Below are 13,363 nucleotides of genomic sequence, written 5' to 3'. Positions count from 1 at the left end.
GCTTGGCGATATGATTGAAAGACATCTTCCAGCCGCGGCCGGGGACCGCGTATTCATCTTTAGGGTCGAAGGCTTGCTATATCATGCTGTCTCTCAGAGTAGCCAGAATCAAGCTCACGATTGCCCAAATAATGAGACACCCCAATGAAACCAGACTACTATCGATTAGCACTCGAGGGTACAAAGCTGACTCGGGCAACACGCCTGGGACGATAAGGGCGACATACAACTGTTTCTTTTCGATCTCCCGCCGGGCATCTTCGTAGCTTGATCTTGAAAGTGTATAGATTTTCTCGGCAAATTCTTCTTTCAGTTTGATAAGTTCGTATTCGCGCAGTTGAGCGGAAACCGAATACATTTCGGTTCCGGTTAATCGGTCATTCATCTGCCGGAGTTGTTCGTCCACTGCGGCAAGCCGCGCCTGATCATACTTAGCCCCAGGGCGTGCTCCCACCCCCGTACTAGTTGCAGTGGCCAGCCTGGTTTCAATCGCTATCTTTTCCGAGGTTAGTGCAGAGATACTTGAGATGATTACTTTCGCCGTTTCCAGTGGATCGAGGCTACCGGTACGCTTTTGAAAATCGAGCATGAGCGCGCGCACATCGGCTAAATCGGCTCCCGCCTTTTCAACTTCCGATGCGGCGCGGGTTAGGGCGTCGGCGCGACGTCGGACTGAGATATCGTTGACCAATTTCTCACTGCTGCTAACTATTCGGCGTGATATTTCTAGAGAGTCCTCCGGGCTATACGCGCGCACGCGCATGGTCAAGATGTTTGAAACCGTATCTACAGATGCCGTGACGCGCTGCTTCCAGTAGTCCCAGCTCTCTTCCAGGTTCGCATGCGATTGCAGCCGAGACAGCCAATCAACATCCTTGTTCCCGTACCAACGCTCTAACATCGACACCCCACCAACGTCATGTATCGCCGCGCGGCTTTTAAGATAATCAAGCACCATCATAGTATCCTGTCCCGTGCCTTGCGACGCCGAGCCAAGGCGGATGCTGCCCAAGATTGATTGAGCCACAGAACGGCTATCGGTACGCGAGGCTTCACGTACCGTGAGCTTCACCTCTGCTACATACACCGGGGACGCGAACAGAGCGTAATAGATAAAAGCCAGTAGCGTCGGAAGAAGAACGAACAGGCTAAAGCTTCCAACGAGCCGACCACCTGATCCCCTGCCACCTTGTTCCGGCTGGGTTTTGATGAGAGTTGGCGGGGCGCCGCTGCGTGAGACGATACGACCCGCCTCAGCACGCGCTCGAACTAACACACTATGGAGCCGATGAGTTGAGAGCAACTTCTTCGACTTTTCGACTGGCGCTTTCCCATGCAAGTCGTGCACTTTCGCCGACTCCGACTCAATTGCGGGTGACATGGTTTTCATAGGCATTGTTGGTTTCAATTAAAGCTTCGTTGACGAAGTTGTAAAGCGCAATGTCCTCGTCAAGTAAATCCCCAACAAGGCCGACGTCCGACAGGTCTTTAGCAAGCTGGAGAGTGCCCGGCAGAGTGTCGAGACCGACCTCCTCAAAGCCTGCTACACCGAGATAACCCGCAACAATCCTGGAAAAAGTTGGAAATAGCCTACGTGAGCCGACAACGCTGATGTCAGCAAGGTTGTCGAGAGCGACGCTGACATGTCGCCGATTCACTTCTTCCTCAGGTGCGCATCCTAACGCGGCGGTCATGGGCGAACGTAGAATTCTGCGTTGAATAGGATTGAGTCGTCGGAAGCCTGAGAGGATTGATTTTGGGCTCTGAAGATCCATCTCGGAGACTGCCGCGGCAAGTTCACCGAACCTATTCAGCTGATCGCGTAGTCGGGAACTCGAATGATTTTGGCGACTTAAGTTTTGTATAAGCAATAACCGTTCAGCCAATTCTTCGTATGGATCCCGTAGCAACGCGATTGTAGTAAAGTCGCGCTCTCTCGCATAGCCGCCATGTCTAAGCCAATTGAGATGTCCATAAACGAATATCGAGTCGGAGAAATTATGCGTAATAGTCGCATTAATTGTGTCGAGAGTCTGTCGCTCTAAGAATGGATATCTTAACGCAAAATTTGCCATTAGGTTTCTGAGCATGCCGATCTGAGGCACGGCCGCCACTTCGAGAAACATAACTTTTTTAGCAAAATGCTTCTTTGGGTCTCGGCGGCGATAAATTGGGTGTCCCGTGCTTGCCTCACAGATCGTGAAATCCGCCATCTCGATGTCCGGTATTATGTGCGCATCGAACTGAAAGCCTGCCATCCCCGTTGCGTGTATGCCGTGATGAACCAAGTCGGATCTGAACACATTCGCTCTGAGCGAAACCGGTTCGCGATCAGGGAATGTCACCAAGAATTCGGGGGTCAAAGTGACGTTTTCCATCACAAGCCATCCCGTCACCGTCAGGCCGGTATCTGCGTCGATGTTGAAGTACACGAGCAACTCTTTCGTTAGGAAGCCATATGATCGCGGATCATCCAGCCGAGCCCGCCAAAGATGCACCAAAATAAGGAGCCAACTAACGATACTATCGCGGTAAAGAGGATCCGACGTGGATACAAGGCTTCTTCCGGCAGACGAGGGGTAACATAGGTCAAAAGGTACGAGCGCTTTTTTTCCAACGCTATTCTTGCGCGCTCGTACTCCAAGACCGCGTCAGCATACATGGAGCGGGCAATCTCGGCCTCAACCTCTCGCTCTTGGATTTCTGTTGCCCTTGTTGCCAAGGAGTTTGAATCTCTAGTCGGCGCGGATGCGATCGAATCTTGGTATGCGGTGATCTGCTGTCTGATCGACGCTGCTTGGTTTTCGAGCGGCGCAATTTGCGGTGCGCTCGCCGCGTTGCTGGCGCGGAGCGATGAGATTTGAACCTCCACGTTAGCGAGTTCTAATCGTAGCTGTGAGATTAGCCGCGATGCCACTTCGGCAGATAGCTTCACGTCTAACACCCCGGCGTTATTTCGGGCGTCCCGGAGCCTCGATGTTGCGTTTTCCAACTCTGCCTTTGCCTTCCCAAGCTCCGATTTGCTTAGGCTGTAAGCATCTATGTCACTTTTCTGAGTGAGTTCGTTGACAATGTTTTCAGAAATCTGAAGAATTTCTTGTATAATGCGTAGACTGTCTTGTGGAGAAAAGGTGCTAACCGACAAGCTAGCTAGGCCGGACGTTCTGTTTACGGTGATTGATACTTGATTCTTCCAATACTTTAAAAACTTCTCGGCACTGGCAGTTTCACTAAGTCGCGCGACAAAATCGCCGTTGTTCGGACTAAATATGCGTCTCAAATTTAGCTTTTTGTCCAGAGTATCAATCATTGGGCGACTTTCAATATATTCCGACACAATAATGGTGTTCTTTGCCTGCCCGGTCTGGATGAATGAGGACATGCCGGCCAGTGCATCCAAAGCTGATGTTTCGCCTGACGCAACTGAGAATCGGGCTTCGGCAGTAAATTGATCAGCAGAAAAGAACGCAAAATAAGCTCCAGCGGCGACGGTCGGCAATGCAACCAAGACGATGAACAATGCGACTAGATAGTATCGAAATATCTTGTCGGAACGTCGGACGCGGAAGCCGCCACTCACTACAGGGCGCGAAAACCGTGCTTTCCGTGCAACCCGCCGAAGCTCCTTCGATACGAGCTCAGCGTAGGCAATTGCAACCTCGGATGCCTCCCCAACGAGACCGCGATCCGTTGTGATCTTCTCCATTTCCATTATCGGTTCAATTTCTTGTAGAGTTCGATTGCGTCGTCGACATCGGTGAATTCGTAGGCGAGCCCGTGTGCAAGTACCACGGCCCGCTTGCAATACTCCCGAACGGTCTCCATCGAATGAGAGATCATTATTACATCGGCACGATCGCGGCGCTTCGCGAACTCCTCGTGGCACCTGGCGGCAAACCTCGCGTCACCCACCGCTGTTACCTCATCGATAAGATAGCAGTCGAAATCGACTGCCATCGAGAGGCCAAAAGCCAAGCGTGCGGCCATGCCCGAGGAATATGTCTTGTAGGGTTCGTCGATATAAGCCCCAACTTCTGCAAAGTCCTCGACGAAATCGACTGCTTTCTTGGGATCTTGACCGTAAAGGCGTGCCACAAACTGAACATTTTCACGACCCGTCATGGCTCCATGCAATCCTGCGCCGAATCCAAGCGGCCAAGAAACTCGCGTCGAGCGCCTGATACGGCCGGAATTTGGCAACTCTGTTCCTGCTAGAAGCCGCATCGTCGTGCTCTTACCCGCACCATTAATGCCCAGGATTGCATATGAAGTTCCGGCACTGAATTTTAACGAAACATGGTTCAAGATGACTTTTTTCTGCCCCTTGGTTCGATAGAATTTTAGCACATTGTCCAGCTGGATCATGATGACAACAGCTTTCCCCGCATAAATCTCTCCCCAAGAAGGCCGAGCAGCAGGCACGTATTCGAAACCCAAATCAGGTAGCTACGCGACAACATATCATCGCCATAGCCTTCGTAATACGCCGCGCGCATCCACTCGACGCAATGAACCAATGGGTTGAACCACATCCAATCTCTCAAGTATTGCGGCAAGCTTGAGGGAACTATGAACACTCCGGCGGTAGCATAAAGTAGCACCATAAGTATCACGAAGCCGATTTGCCAAAAGGGAAAAATTGCAACGAGAATTGTACTCAAATACCCCATTGATATCGAAAGATAGATTGTGGCCAGAATAGCGGCAGTGACGGTGGATAGGTCGGTTGGGATCAAGTCAACACCGGCGGCCGCCAAGATCGAGGAAAATATTATGATTACCAAAAATGCGGTAACAAACTCGATAACAATCCGCGCAACTATAACATCGAATACCTGCACCACAGGAAAAAGGAACAGAGGTTTACTCATCGATACCGATATTGCGATCAATCTAGCCGGGTAAAGGCAGAGGATATATGGCAAGGCGCCGGTAGTGACAAATACCGCGGGATCCGTACCCATCGGTAAGACCCGATTGATGAAAGCGGCGAATACGACGATGGAAGCGAGATGAGTTAGTGGCCATAGTATGGCGACTATGTACCCTAAATGTGATCTCCCGAAGCGTGTTCGCATGTCACGCAAGATCAATGCGGCAATTACATCAACGCGAACACGGACATCAGACGCTAGCATTCAAAGCTCCGAGGCAACCTTTCTGGCAACGATTTGCTCGGCGAACGTGGCCAAAATGAGTTGCTTAATTACTAGAACTCCCAGGTAACTCCCTCTCGGATAACGCGAGCGGGGTTGCCTGCAATCAATGAGTTTGGCGGAAAGGATCTCGACACGTAGGTCCCTTTGCCCACAATTGAGTCAGCACCGATACGTGCGCCACACCATACGCTGGCACCCGCTGAAACCCAAACATGCTCACCAATATGGACGTCACCGGGCGGATTGAGACGCTCCCCAGTTTCGCGATCGAGTATCTTGTGTACGTGGCTGGTAGATACCATAGTATCGCCTCCAAACAAGCAGTTCTTGCCGATATCAATTACAGCCGCTTCATGCATCTGAATGATTGAGTGCCCATTAAATCCGCACCCTAAGCCGATGCGCAGATGTCCCGGCGCTAGGATGTGGATGGATTGTCCATGAAAGACGCAATGAGCTCCGATTTCAACGTTTGCCCCGCCCATAACCTCCAAGTATATATTGCCACAATACTTTGGTGAGTCCACCCTCACCAAATTCCCAACTCCGCCGATCCAAATGCGGCCGGTACCATTTTGTTTGAAATCCTCCGCTATGTGGATTTCATTGCAACCGTGATGTTGCTCCAGTATCTCAAGCATAAGGATAAATCTACCAGTCGAGAAGGCGTTACTGCTGCCCCAAGACCACTGAGTGGCCAGAATCAACGAATTTTATCGGTCTTCCTTCAAAGAAGCCATGTTGGAGATAGTGCATTAGCGGATTTGTATCCAGCCGTTTTACGTCAGTATTTTGTTCGATATACCATTCAACGTCAAACAGGGGACCTGGATTTCGTCCTTCGCGCCAACCATAACGGCAAAAGTGCCGGGCGTGACCGTGTTGTACGGACAACATGTCGCTGTATGTTTCCCTGTAGTACGTCTGATCGAAAAAGGGGGACGCCTGCACTGCTGCCGCGTCGTTAAATATGGGTGAAAGCAGCCGGCGACTGCGGCGGCGTAGTTTTTGACCGATTGTACAAGTCATTTTGCCAAGCGCCCGAAGGAAGCCTCGGTCGGTGTCAGCGGGAGTACCGCAAGTTTCAAACAATGATAGTTTTGCCCTCAACTCCCGGTGCGTTTGCGTTTGAACGAGCTCTTGTAACGTGCTGGCGAGCAAGTCTGAGGTATGATTCCACGTTATTTCAACAGCGTCGTTGATTGCGTCAGACCAACTTGGAGGCTCTTGAAGTATTGAGATGAGTTCATTTGTGTCAGAATAGAGATGGACATTCGAGGACGATGCACTATGCGCTTTGATTTCTTCGTAGACTGGCATCTTACGGGCAAGGATTGGTCTCCTGGCAGCAAGCGCATTTAGAATGGGAAATCCAAACCCTTCATAGTGGGACGGAAAAACAATGGCTTTAGCGCCGGCGTAAAGCTCGTCTACCTGTTTGCCTGTCAATTTTCCCGATTTTAAATATCGGCAAACCGGAGAGTCGTTTCCATCAATTCCCATCACAACAAAGCGCTGTTTAGTACCCTCAAGCAGAGAAGTTATCGTTTCGCGCACAAATTTGTGATGAAATTCATTTCCGACTAGAAGAACATAATCCTCTTCGGGAGCAGTAGAAGAGATATTTTCATTTGAACCGACGTATTCTCGCGCTGAAGTAGAGTGCAGTGCAACAATTTGCTTCGTTGTGGAGGGGATGTCAAATCTGGAATCAAACTGGTTTGCAGTATAACGACTGTTGTAAAAGACTGCATCACAGCTGCGAAGTGTTAAATCCCAGATGTGCTGCAGACCATGTTCGTCGAGGTATGTTGCGTCCAGAGCGATGGTATCAAGCATGAACACGAGGCTAATTGGAGCCCGGCGGCGAAGCCAATGAATGTCACGGTGTTTGAAAGGTTGGCCGATGCGAACAATGGCTGCTAAGGGACGTTGATCATCAATGTCGCACCATTTAACATCGGCCAGACGATCGAAATCGTGGAAATTGTAAACTTCCTTTTTCGAAATGATATGAAGCGCGAATTGAGTATTCCTTCGGGAAAAAGACTCCAGAATTTTGAACGCCGCTTCAAACGTGCCATTGTGATAGCATCCAAAAGAGCGCATATCAAAGCCGACGTGAAGTTTCCCCGATTCGTTTGGTATAAGCCCATCCAACAATGCCGTTGCGACATGGTCAGCAGATAGCATGTAGCGGGAAATGCTCCTCTTGTACTCGGGATACCGATCGTTGAAAATTGATGAGTTCCTGGCTTCGCGAGGCGACCTTCCGCTGTTCAGCAGCGAAAAAGAACTCTCACCGACATGATATACAAACGCATGGTTCGCTATCGCGGCCCTATACCCGGACCGGTTCGCGCGGAGTATAAGATCGTTCTCCTCGTTGTATCCGAGACCATAAACCTCATCGAATCCTCCGAATTCGGAGAGGACCGAGTGTTTTATATACAGACAAAAACCTACAGCCACGGGTACATAACTAAGTTGGGTCAAACGACCCTTCAGTTGTGTGTAGTTGGCATAAGACTCCTTTGGGCCCATATGGCGAAAAGCCTCTGCGACGGGAAGGCTGCAGATCGTCGCATTGTTTGACCGAGGACTTACGAAACCTATCATATGATCGCTGTAAGCGACTTCTTTCATCTCCCTAACTGCGCCGGGAAAGAGTTCAACGTCCGAGTTGAGCAATATAAGATCGTGCCGGTCCTGGATAGCGCACTTAATTGCAATGTTCGCTGACTTTAGAAAGCCGATATTTCTATCGTTTATGTGTACTTGAACGTCTGCAATACGCGCCAACGAGGATACATGACGTTCCAGTGCATCTAGGAGTTCGTGATCGTCTGGAGAGTCGACAATAAACAGCACTTTGGCCGAAAGCTCATTAAGTTCAGATGTTATTGCTTCAATCGATGCGATGAGAGGACCTAACAAGTCTGCGCGCCTGTAAAGAGGGCAGGCCAAAATAATGCTTTTACGCTCAAATGCAGACATCTTGTTGTGCGCTCTATCTTTGAATTTGGCGCCTAATGGCGCGGGTTCGTAAACTCTGTACATCGCCGTTGACGTCGCAGCCCCGGCTGAATTGCGCGGCTGCTGATGTCGCCTCGCAGAGGGGCTTAGCCCGCCTAAATTGCCATTGCAAGCTGGGCGTCGTTTTGCCGGAGCCGCTGAACCGCTGGTTTGTCCTTAGTAGAGGGCATCGTCACTGGTGGTGCACGATGATCCAGTCTCGATGCTTATGATTGCTCAGAGCTTGCAGTCCGCGCAAGGAAGAGGCGCCTCATCCTAGCCAGCTGTTTGCAGTGACGAGGGCATCCAACTTTTTAGTTGCTCGCTCATTTCCTCGGAACCGTACACACCTTTAAACCGGTCAATCGCCCCAACTCTCTCTAGCCAACTATGCAGGTATGAGCCCTTCGGAGGCGCAAGTTCCTTGTCGTAGCCAGCTAGTTCAAACATATGGTGCCAAAGGTGGAGCAGCTTTGAAGTTTTCACAGCTGCGGTGACTGTATCATGGAATTCCGGGAGTACGGGCTTCCAGAATTCATCCGCTTCGATAGGATAAAACTCGGCTGACGGTCGAGCCAGTTCCGCCAGGCCAGCTTCGCGAAGCTTAGGGGTGATCAACCGCGGACCAATCATCCCCCAGTTTTGATCTAAATCCACGACTCCACGAGCGTGTTCGATCAATTGCTGCAGCACGACATGCTCTGAGGGTAGCCTCAACACGGCGCCGTTGATTGCCCCCGGGTGTTCATGCGGCAACTGATACCCGAAAACCATGGGCTCGGTATGAAAATTTGGGTGGGCCAAACACACGAAATCGCAATCGACCCAACAATTTCCTGTCTTTTCTATCAGCAAGTAACGAAAGAGGTTCGAGAACTTCGAGAACTCGACCTTACCATCCGCTATGTAACGCCTGACCAACGACACATCTGCGCAAATTTCACGTGCGTCAGCAAGTTCTACTCCAGGAGGAACCGCGATTTCCTCGTAAGCGTAAAGCCTGAGGTGGGCACCGTTGTAGGGAAAAGTCGCTAAGCAACCATATGTTATGCCGTCGAGCGGGCCTTGCCAAAAGGAGACCAACTGCGGAGCACTTTTGCTCTGTACCGCTTCTATAGCCGGGTTTGCCAGGTTCATAAGTATTTCCCACTCCTAAAGTCCGTTGGAGCGAGACCCACGGCGTACCACGCTTCCTGTCTGCCCCAATAAATTACGCTGCGAAATAATGTTCGCTTTTGCAGATGCCGCCTTGCAACGTATCGAACTTGGCGCGCGACCAACTCTCGAAACGAATCGCATTGATAGTGTCTGCTGGTTTTCACTTGTTCGTTGGATTACCTATTCTGACCAGCTTCGTCGCCAACAGTGGCGACTCGGAATTTCGGCAAACTTCCGTCAGCAATTTGATCGAGGTATCCGTTAAGGAACTTATTAGCTGAGCATTTTTGGGCAAGATCAGCCGCAAAACGGCGCCGACGTTCTGATTGTAGGTGGTGTGAGAACGATGCCACGCATTCCATGGTCGCTTCAACCCATTCATCTTGCTTAGCGTCGATCCGCAAAAAGGGATCATCTACCAGCCAAGTCGGTGTGTGAATTGCTTCTGTAACTACTTGGGCCCCGGCTGCGGCACCGATTAGAACACGAGGTTCGAACGATATATGGTCTTCTGCGTGGAGGTTAAGCACAACCTTGGACCGCTTGAGTAAGTTGATAATGTCTCGACCATAAAGGCCGTGATCAATCACCACGGCACGGCAGCGGAGCTTTTTAATGCGATCCAACAATCTTGCGCGGCGCTCAGAAATGCGCCCAATGAACAAGATATCAATATCCCTTACGGCACTTTCCTCAACAAAAAGCTGATCGGAAAGAGGATAAGGAGGAAAGTCGCTCATAAAAACGCCTATACCCTCCAAATACGATTTGGAGGCGACGTCATAGTGAAACATATAGTCAAAATATCTCGTGGTTGTTCCGAGAAAAAAGCTCTGTTTATCGTAATGCGTTTTATCTCCAATTATTCTGTTCTCGATGATCTTGGGGAATATTTCGCTCGAGAACCCTATCTTCGGACCGCTGAAAGATAACAGGACACTTGGCGGAATAAGTTCCGGGCGAAATGCTAACATTGCATCCGGTTTAAAACGCTCGATGCAATTGAATACTGCAGAATCGTCACCGTGATAGAAATCCACGATTTCAACTTCGGTTCGTTCATCTCCGGTTGGCATGTGGAGGCCAAAATACGGTGCATGCCCAATGCATATGACGCGCTTAGTCGAGTTTAATTTCGAGCTCATAGCGGTTTAAAGATCCTCATTGTACAGCATTTCAAACCAGTTCGCCAAATGTCCGTTGATTGAGTAACGGTTTAGTTCGTCTCTCTTCCAGATAAACTCCGCATCGTCATTGCTATCGTCATAGTGCGTGTGCCAGCCTTTTTCTGTTCTTTCTTTCAGAAAACGTGGCTTTCTCTCTGCAAAAACTTTTCGTCTCCCGTGGCTGGCCGATCGTATTGCGTAGTGTTTCCTTGGCAGCCTCAGCGGAAAAATTTTTGATTCTTCGAAGTGCACTTTGTGCCCGCCACCGCTGGCGAGGTCGACTCTCGTTGTGGGTTGCACCCAGGCTTTTATCTGTCGACTATAACCGGGTTTGTTCGAAAATTCGAAATAATCAAGATGGTCTTCAATCGAGCCATCCGCTTCACTTGAGTCTGTCGGTCTGAAGTCGAACATCCTCATATTGACGGTATTGTAACCGAGCGTTCCTATGCGAAATAGGCATTCTGCGCACGTCAGGTTCGAAACGGGCGAAACGGTGATTTCGTCACTGTCCTGATGTAGGATCCATCGGCTAGGGAACTGAAGCGCAATTTCCTCCTTGCGCATTAGCATCCCACTCCAATCGTAATGATCACTGGCACCCGCGCTTGGATAGCGTTCAATAGACTCTATTTTTGCTGGGTGGGCGGCGCGTAGTTCGTTCAGTAAGTCCCAAGTCCCGTCGGTTGACCAATTGTCGATAACCCATACGTGTAGGCCCTCGCGCAGATTTGCTTCCAGAATTGCTCGGATGCAGTCGGCGTCATTGAACGTAGTAATGATCGCCAGCGGAGGGCGAGTTACTAACTTTTGTTTTTCAAGTTGAGTAATTTTATCAAGAACACCGGAGTAATAGAAAAAATTCTTTACCTGAAAGAAGTTGCCCCAAGTTAAGTATTCAAACTGTCTCAGGTCGAGGGGTGAGTTGAGGTCAGCCTTGTTTTCGCGTAGGTGAATTGCCTCACGCCCTTCACCGACGCCAAAGGCTGTGTAATGTTCTAGAGCTGATAGACTACTCTTTCGCACATCAGGATATTGTGAAAGGTAAAAATAGTCGTCAAAAAACGGGTGTGGACGGACCGGGTGATCTGTCTTCGATCGAGATAGATAAATTTGTGCCGCATCGGTTGATGTGGATACAGGCTGTCGTGTTTCGCTTTCGATGCGTGCGACCGAAAGAAAGGGAGAAGGATCATATTTTCCGAAGTTTCCAATCTCCATGAAGTGCTCGAACGGCGTCATTCGAGCATCATCTGAGCGGTACTGGCGCCTGTACCAGTCGTTATCGAAGAATTTCCACGGCGACAGGTTCTCTTTGAAGCCGATCAGCTGATAGTGCTGAAAGGGTTCTTCTTGAATGTCGATGTTTTTTTTGTGACCTTCACTCAGGTAGAATGCGACGTCAAAGTGTTCGAACGGCTTAAGGCCGATCCGCCAACCTTTCGTAATGTAATGGTAGAGGCAATTTCTAGGAACTCTCCTGTTCGATTGCCGTAATTGCTTAATGTAATATTCCCGATCAAAAAAAATGCTTCGCCAAGGCTCACGCCCTTCGGTTTTCAGGTAGCGCCGCGCAAGAACGATGCGCGCGTCACTCGGTTTGTCCTTGCCAACGCCTTCAAATGTCCAAAAAATGTGGCTTTCGGCGATGAGGCGGGCCTTATTTCTTAATTGTGAAAAGGGATTGATCTTGTTGATATAGTTCATTGGTCTGTTCATCGTTTTTCGCTCAAGCTGACACTCATGCGTTCGAGTGTCACCGTCGTCGGTTTTTAGATCAGAGACTTGTCTATCGTAAATGCATGGAGTTACTAACGCACAAGGCGCGATAAGCGGAATCGTAGTGGTATCTGGAATTGCGATGGACGAAACTTCCGTCATTGTCAACGCTCCACGAGTTCTAGTTTGCAGATCGTGAGGTGGGACGCCTACTCTCAGTAGAAGAATCGGGCGCGATGCCCTCGCCGGGCCTCAGAGGGCGCCCATCAGCAACGATTTCTGTTGTCTGCGGGTGTCCTTTCAAATCAAACCTCCAGGTGCATGCCCTCGATGAAAGTGTGTTTGGGAAAGGGAGGGCATCTCGGGAGATGGCCGGCCCTGAGGCATAAAGGGAACCGTGAGAATTATGCTTCTCGCAATATGTTGCTGCTAGCACCGCGCCGAATCGGAAGGCGATTTTGTACTTGAGCCGATTCCGATCTAAGGAATTGTGCAGTGGGCGTGAGCCTGGAAGAGACCAAGGAGAGATATATGGAACGGACGTGCCTNGCCCTGAGGCATAAAGGGAACTGTGAGAATTATGCTTCTCGCAATATGTTGCTGCTAGCACCGCGCCGAATCGRAAGGCGATTTTGTACTTGAGCCGATTCCGATCTAAGGAATTGTGCAGTGGGCGTGAGCCTGGAAGAGACCAAGGAGAGATATATGGAACGGACGTGCCTGGCCATCGTTTTGGCTGCGGGTGAAAGCACGCGGATGAAATCGTCCATGTCGAAGGTGCTGCATCCGGTGGCGGGCCGGCCGATGATCGCCCACGTCGTCGAGGCGCTCTCAAACGCTTCCATCTCGGATATCGCTCTCGTCGTCGGCCGCGACGCCGACGCGGTCTCGGCTGCCGCCGACATCGGCGGCGTGTCGGTTTCGTCCTATCTGCAGAAGGAACGGCTCGGCACCGGCCATGCGGTGCTTGCTGCCCGCGACGCCATCGCAAAGGGTTTCGACGACATTCTCGTCGTTTTTGGCGAYACGCCGCTGATCCAGCCTGAACCACTTCGGGCCGCTCGCGAGGGACTTGCGGCCGGCAACGATGTGGTGGTGATCGGCTTCGAGGCGGCAGACCCGTCGGGCTACGGCCGCCTGATCGTC

11 protein-coding genes are annotated in these 13,363 nt (G+C 50.5%); 1 reads left to right on the top strand and 10 read right to left on the bottom strand.

Annotated features, from left to right (window positions below):
* Nucleotides 1–76 precede the first annotated feature (76 nt).
* From ASD01_RS06815 to ASD01_RS06775, 10 genes are all read right to left on the bottom strand, one after another.
* Nucleotides 77–1,396, bottom strand: coding sequence for a hypothetical protein (locus ASD01_RS06815; protein WP_156623624.1), 1,320 nt, complete (start codon nucleotides 1,394–1,396; stop codon nucleotides 77–79).
* Entirely contained in the window at nucleotides 1,365–2,432 is a 1,068-nt protein-coding gene (locus ASD01_RS06810) for a hypothetical protein (RefSeq protein WP_156623623.1), read from the bottom strand. The genes ASD01_RS06815 and ASD01_RS06810 overlap by 32 nt, the downstream gene beginning before the upstream one ends.
* Before the next feature lie 14 nt (nucleotides 2,433–2,446).
* Nucleotides 2,447–3,706: a hypothetical protein gene (locus ASD01_RS06805; protein ID WP_162250946.1), complete on the bottom strand. Its 1,260-nt coding sequence runs from the start codon at nucleotides 3,704–3,706 to the stop codon at nucleotides 2,447–2,449.
* A 5-nt stretch (nucleotides 3,707–3,711) separates the two neighbouring features.
* Entirely contained in the window at nucleotides 3,712–4,365 is a 654-nt protein-coding gene (locus ASD01_RS06800; RefSeq protein ID WP_060643702.1) for an ABC transporter ATP-binding protein, read from the bottom strand.
* On the bottom strand, nucleotides 4,362–5,138 hold the full coding sequence (locus ASD01_RS06795) for an ABC transporter permease (protein ID WP_082584579.1): 777 nt from the start codon (nucleotides 5,136–5,138) through the stop codon (nucleotides 4,362–4,364). Before ASD01_RS06795 ends, ASD01_RS06800 begins: the two co-directional genes overlap by 4 nt.
* A 71-nt stretch (nucleotides 5,139–5,209) precedes the next feature.
* A complete protein-coding gene (locus tag ASD01_RS34460; protein WP_082584578.1) occupies nucleotides 5,210–5,800 on the bottom strand; it encodes an acyltransferase in 591 nt (196 codons plus the stop codon).
* Between the two features lie 28 nt (nucleotides 5,801–5,828).
* Complete coding sequence (locus ASD01_RS06790) at nucleotides 5,829–8,156, bottom strand: glycosyltransferase (RefSeq protein WP_162250944.1); 2,328 nt, start codon at nucleotides 8,154–8,156, stop codon at nucleotides 5,829–5,831.
* Between the two features lie 294 nt (nucleotides 8,157–8,450).
* Nucleotides 8,451–9,311, bottom strand: a complete 861-nt coding sequence (locus ASD01_RS06785; protein WP_244495204.1) for a hypothetical protein — start codon at nucleotides 9,309–9,311, stop codon at nucleotides 8,451–8,453.
* Nucleotides 9,312–9,508: 197 nt separating this feature from the next.
* Nucleotides 9,509–10,372, bottom strand: coding sequence for a CgeB family protein (locus ASD01_RS06780; protein WP_156623622.1), 864 nt, complete (start codon nucleotides 10,370–10,372; stop codon nucleotides 9,509–9,511).
* Nucleotides 10,373–10,483: 111 nt separating this feature from the next.
* The gene (locus ASD01_RS06775) at nucleotides 10,484–12,205 is read right to left on the bottom strand and encodes a glycosyltransferase family 2 protein (RefSeq protein ID WP_060643698.1); all 1,722 of its coding nucleotides are present in this window, start codon (nucleotides 12,203–12,205) and stop codon (nucleotides 10,484–10,486) included.
* A 717-nt stretch (nucleotides 12,206–12,922) separates the two neighbouring features.
* Between ASD01_RS06775 and ASD01_RS36535 the strand changes: the two genes are divergently transcribed.
* A partial coding sequence (locus ASD01_RS36535) for an NTP transferase domain-containing protein (protein WP_244495203.1) occupies nucleotides 12,923–13,363 on the top strand: 441 nt, incomplete at its 3' end.

It is taken from the genome of Ensifer sp. Root423 (assembly GCF_001426275.1).
GTDB classification, from domain to species: Bacteria; Pseudomonadota; Alphaproteobacteria; order Rhizobiales; family Rhizobiaceae; genus Ensifer; species Ensifer adhaerens.
The sequence above is the reverse complement of the archived record's forward strand: the minus strand, read 5'-3'. Positions and strand labels throughout refer to the sequence as shown.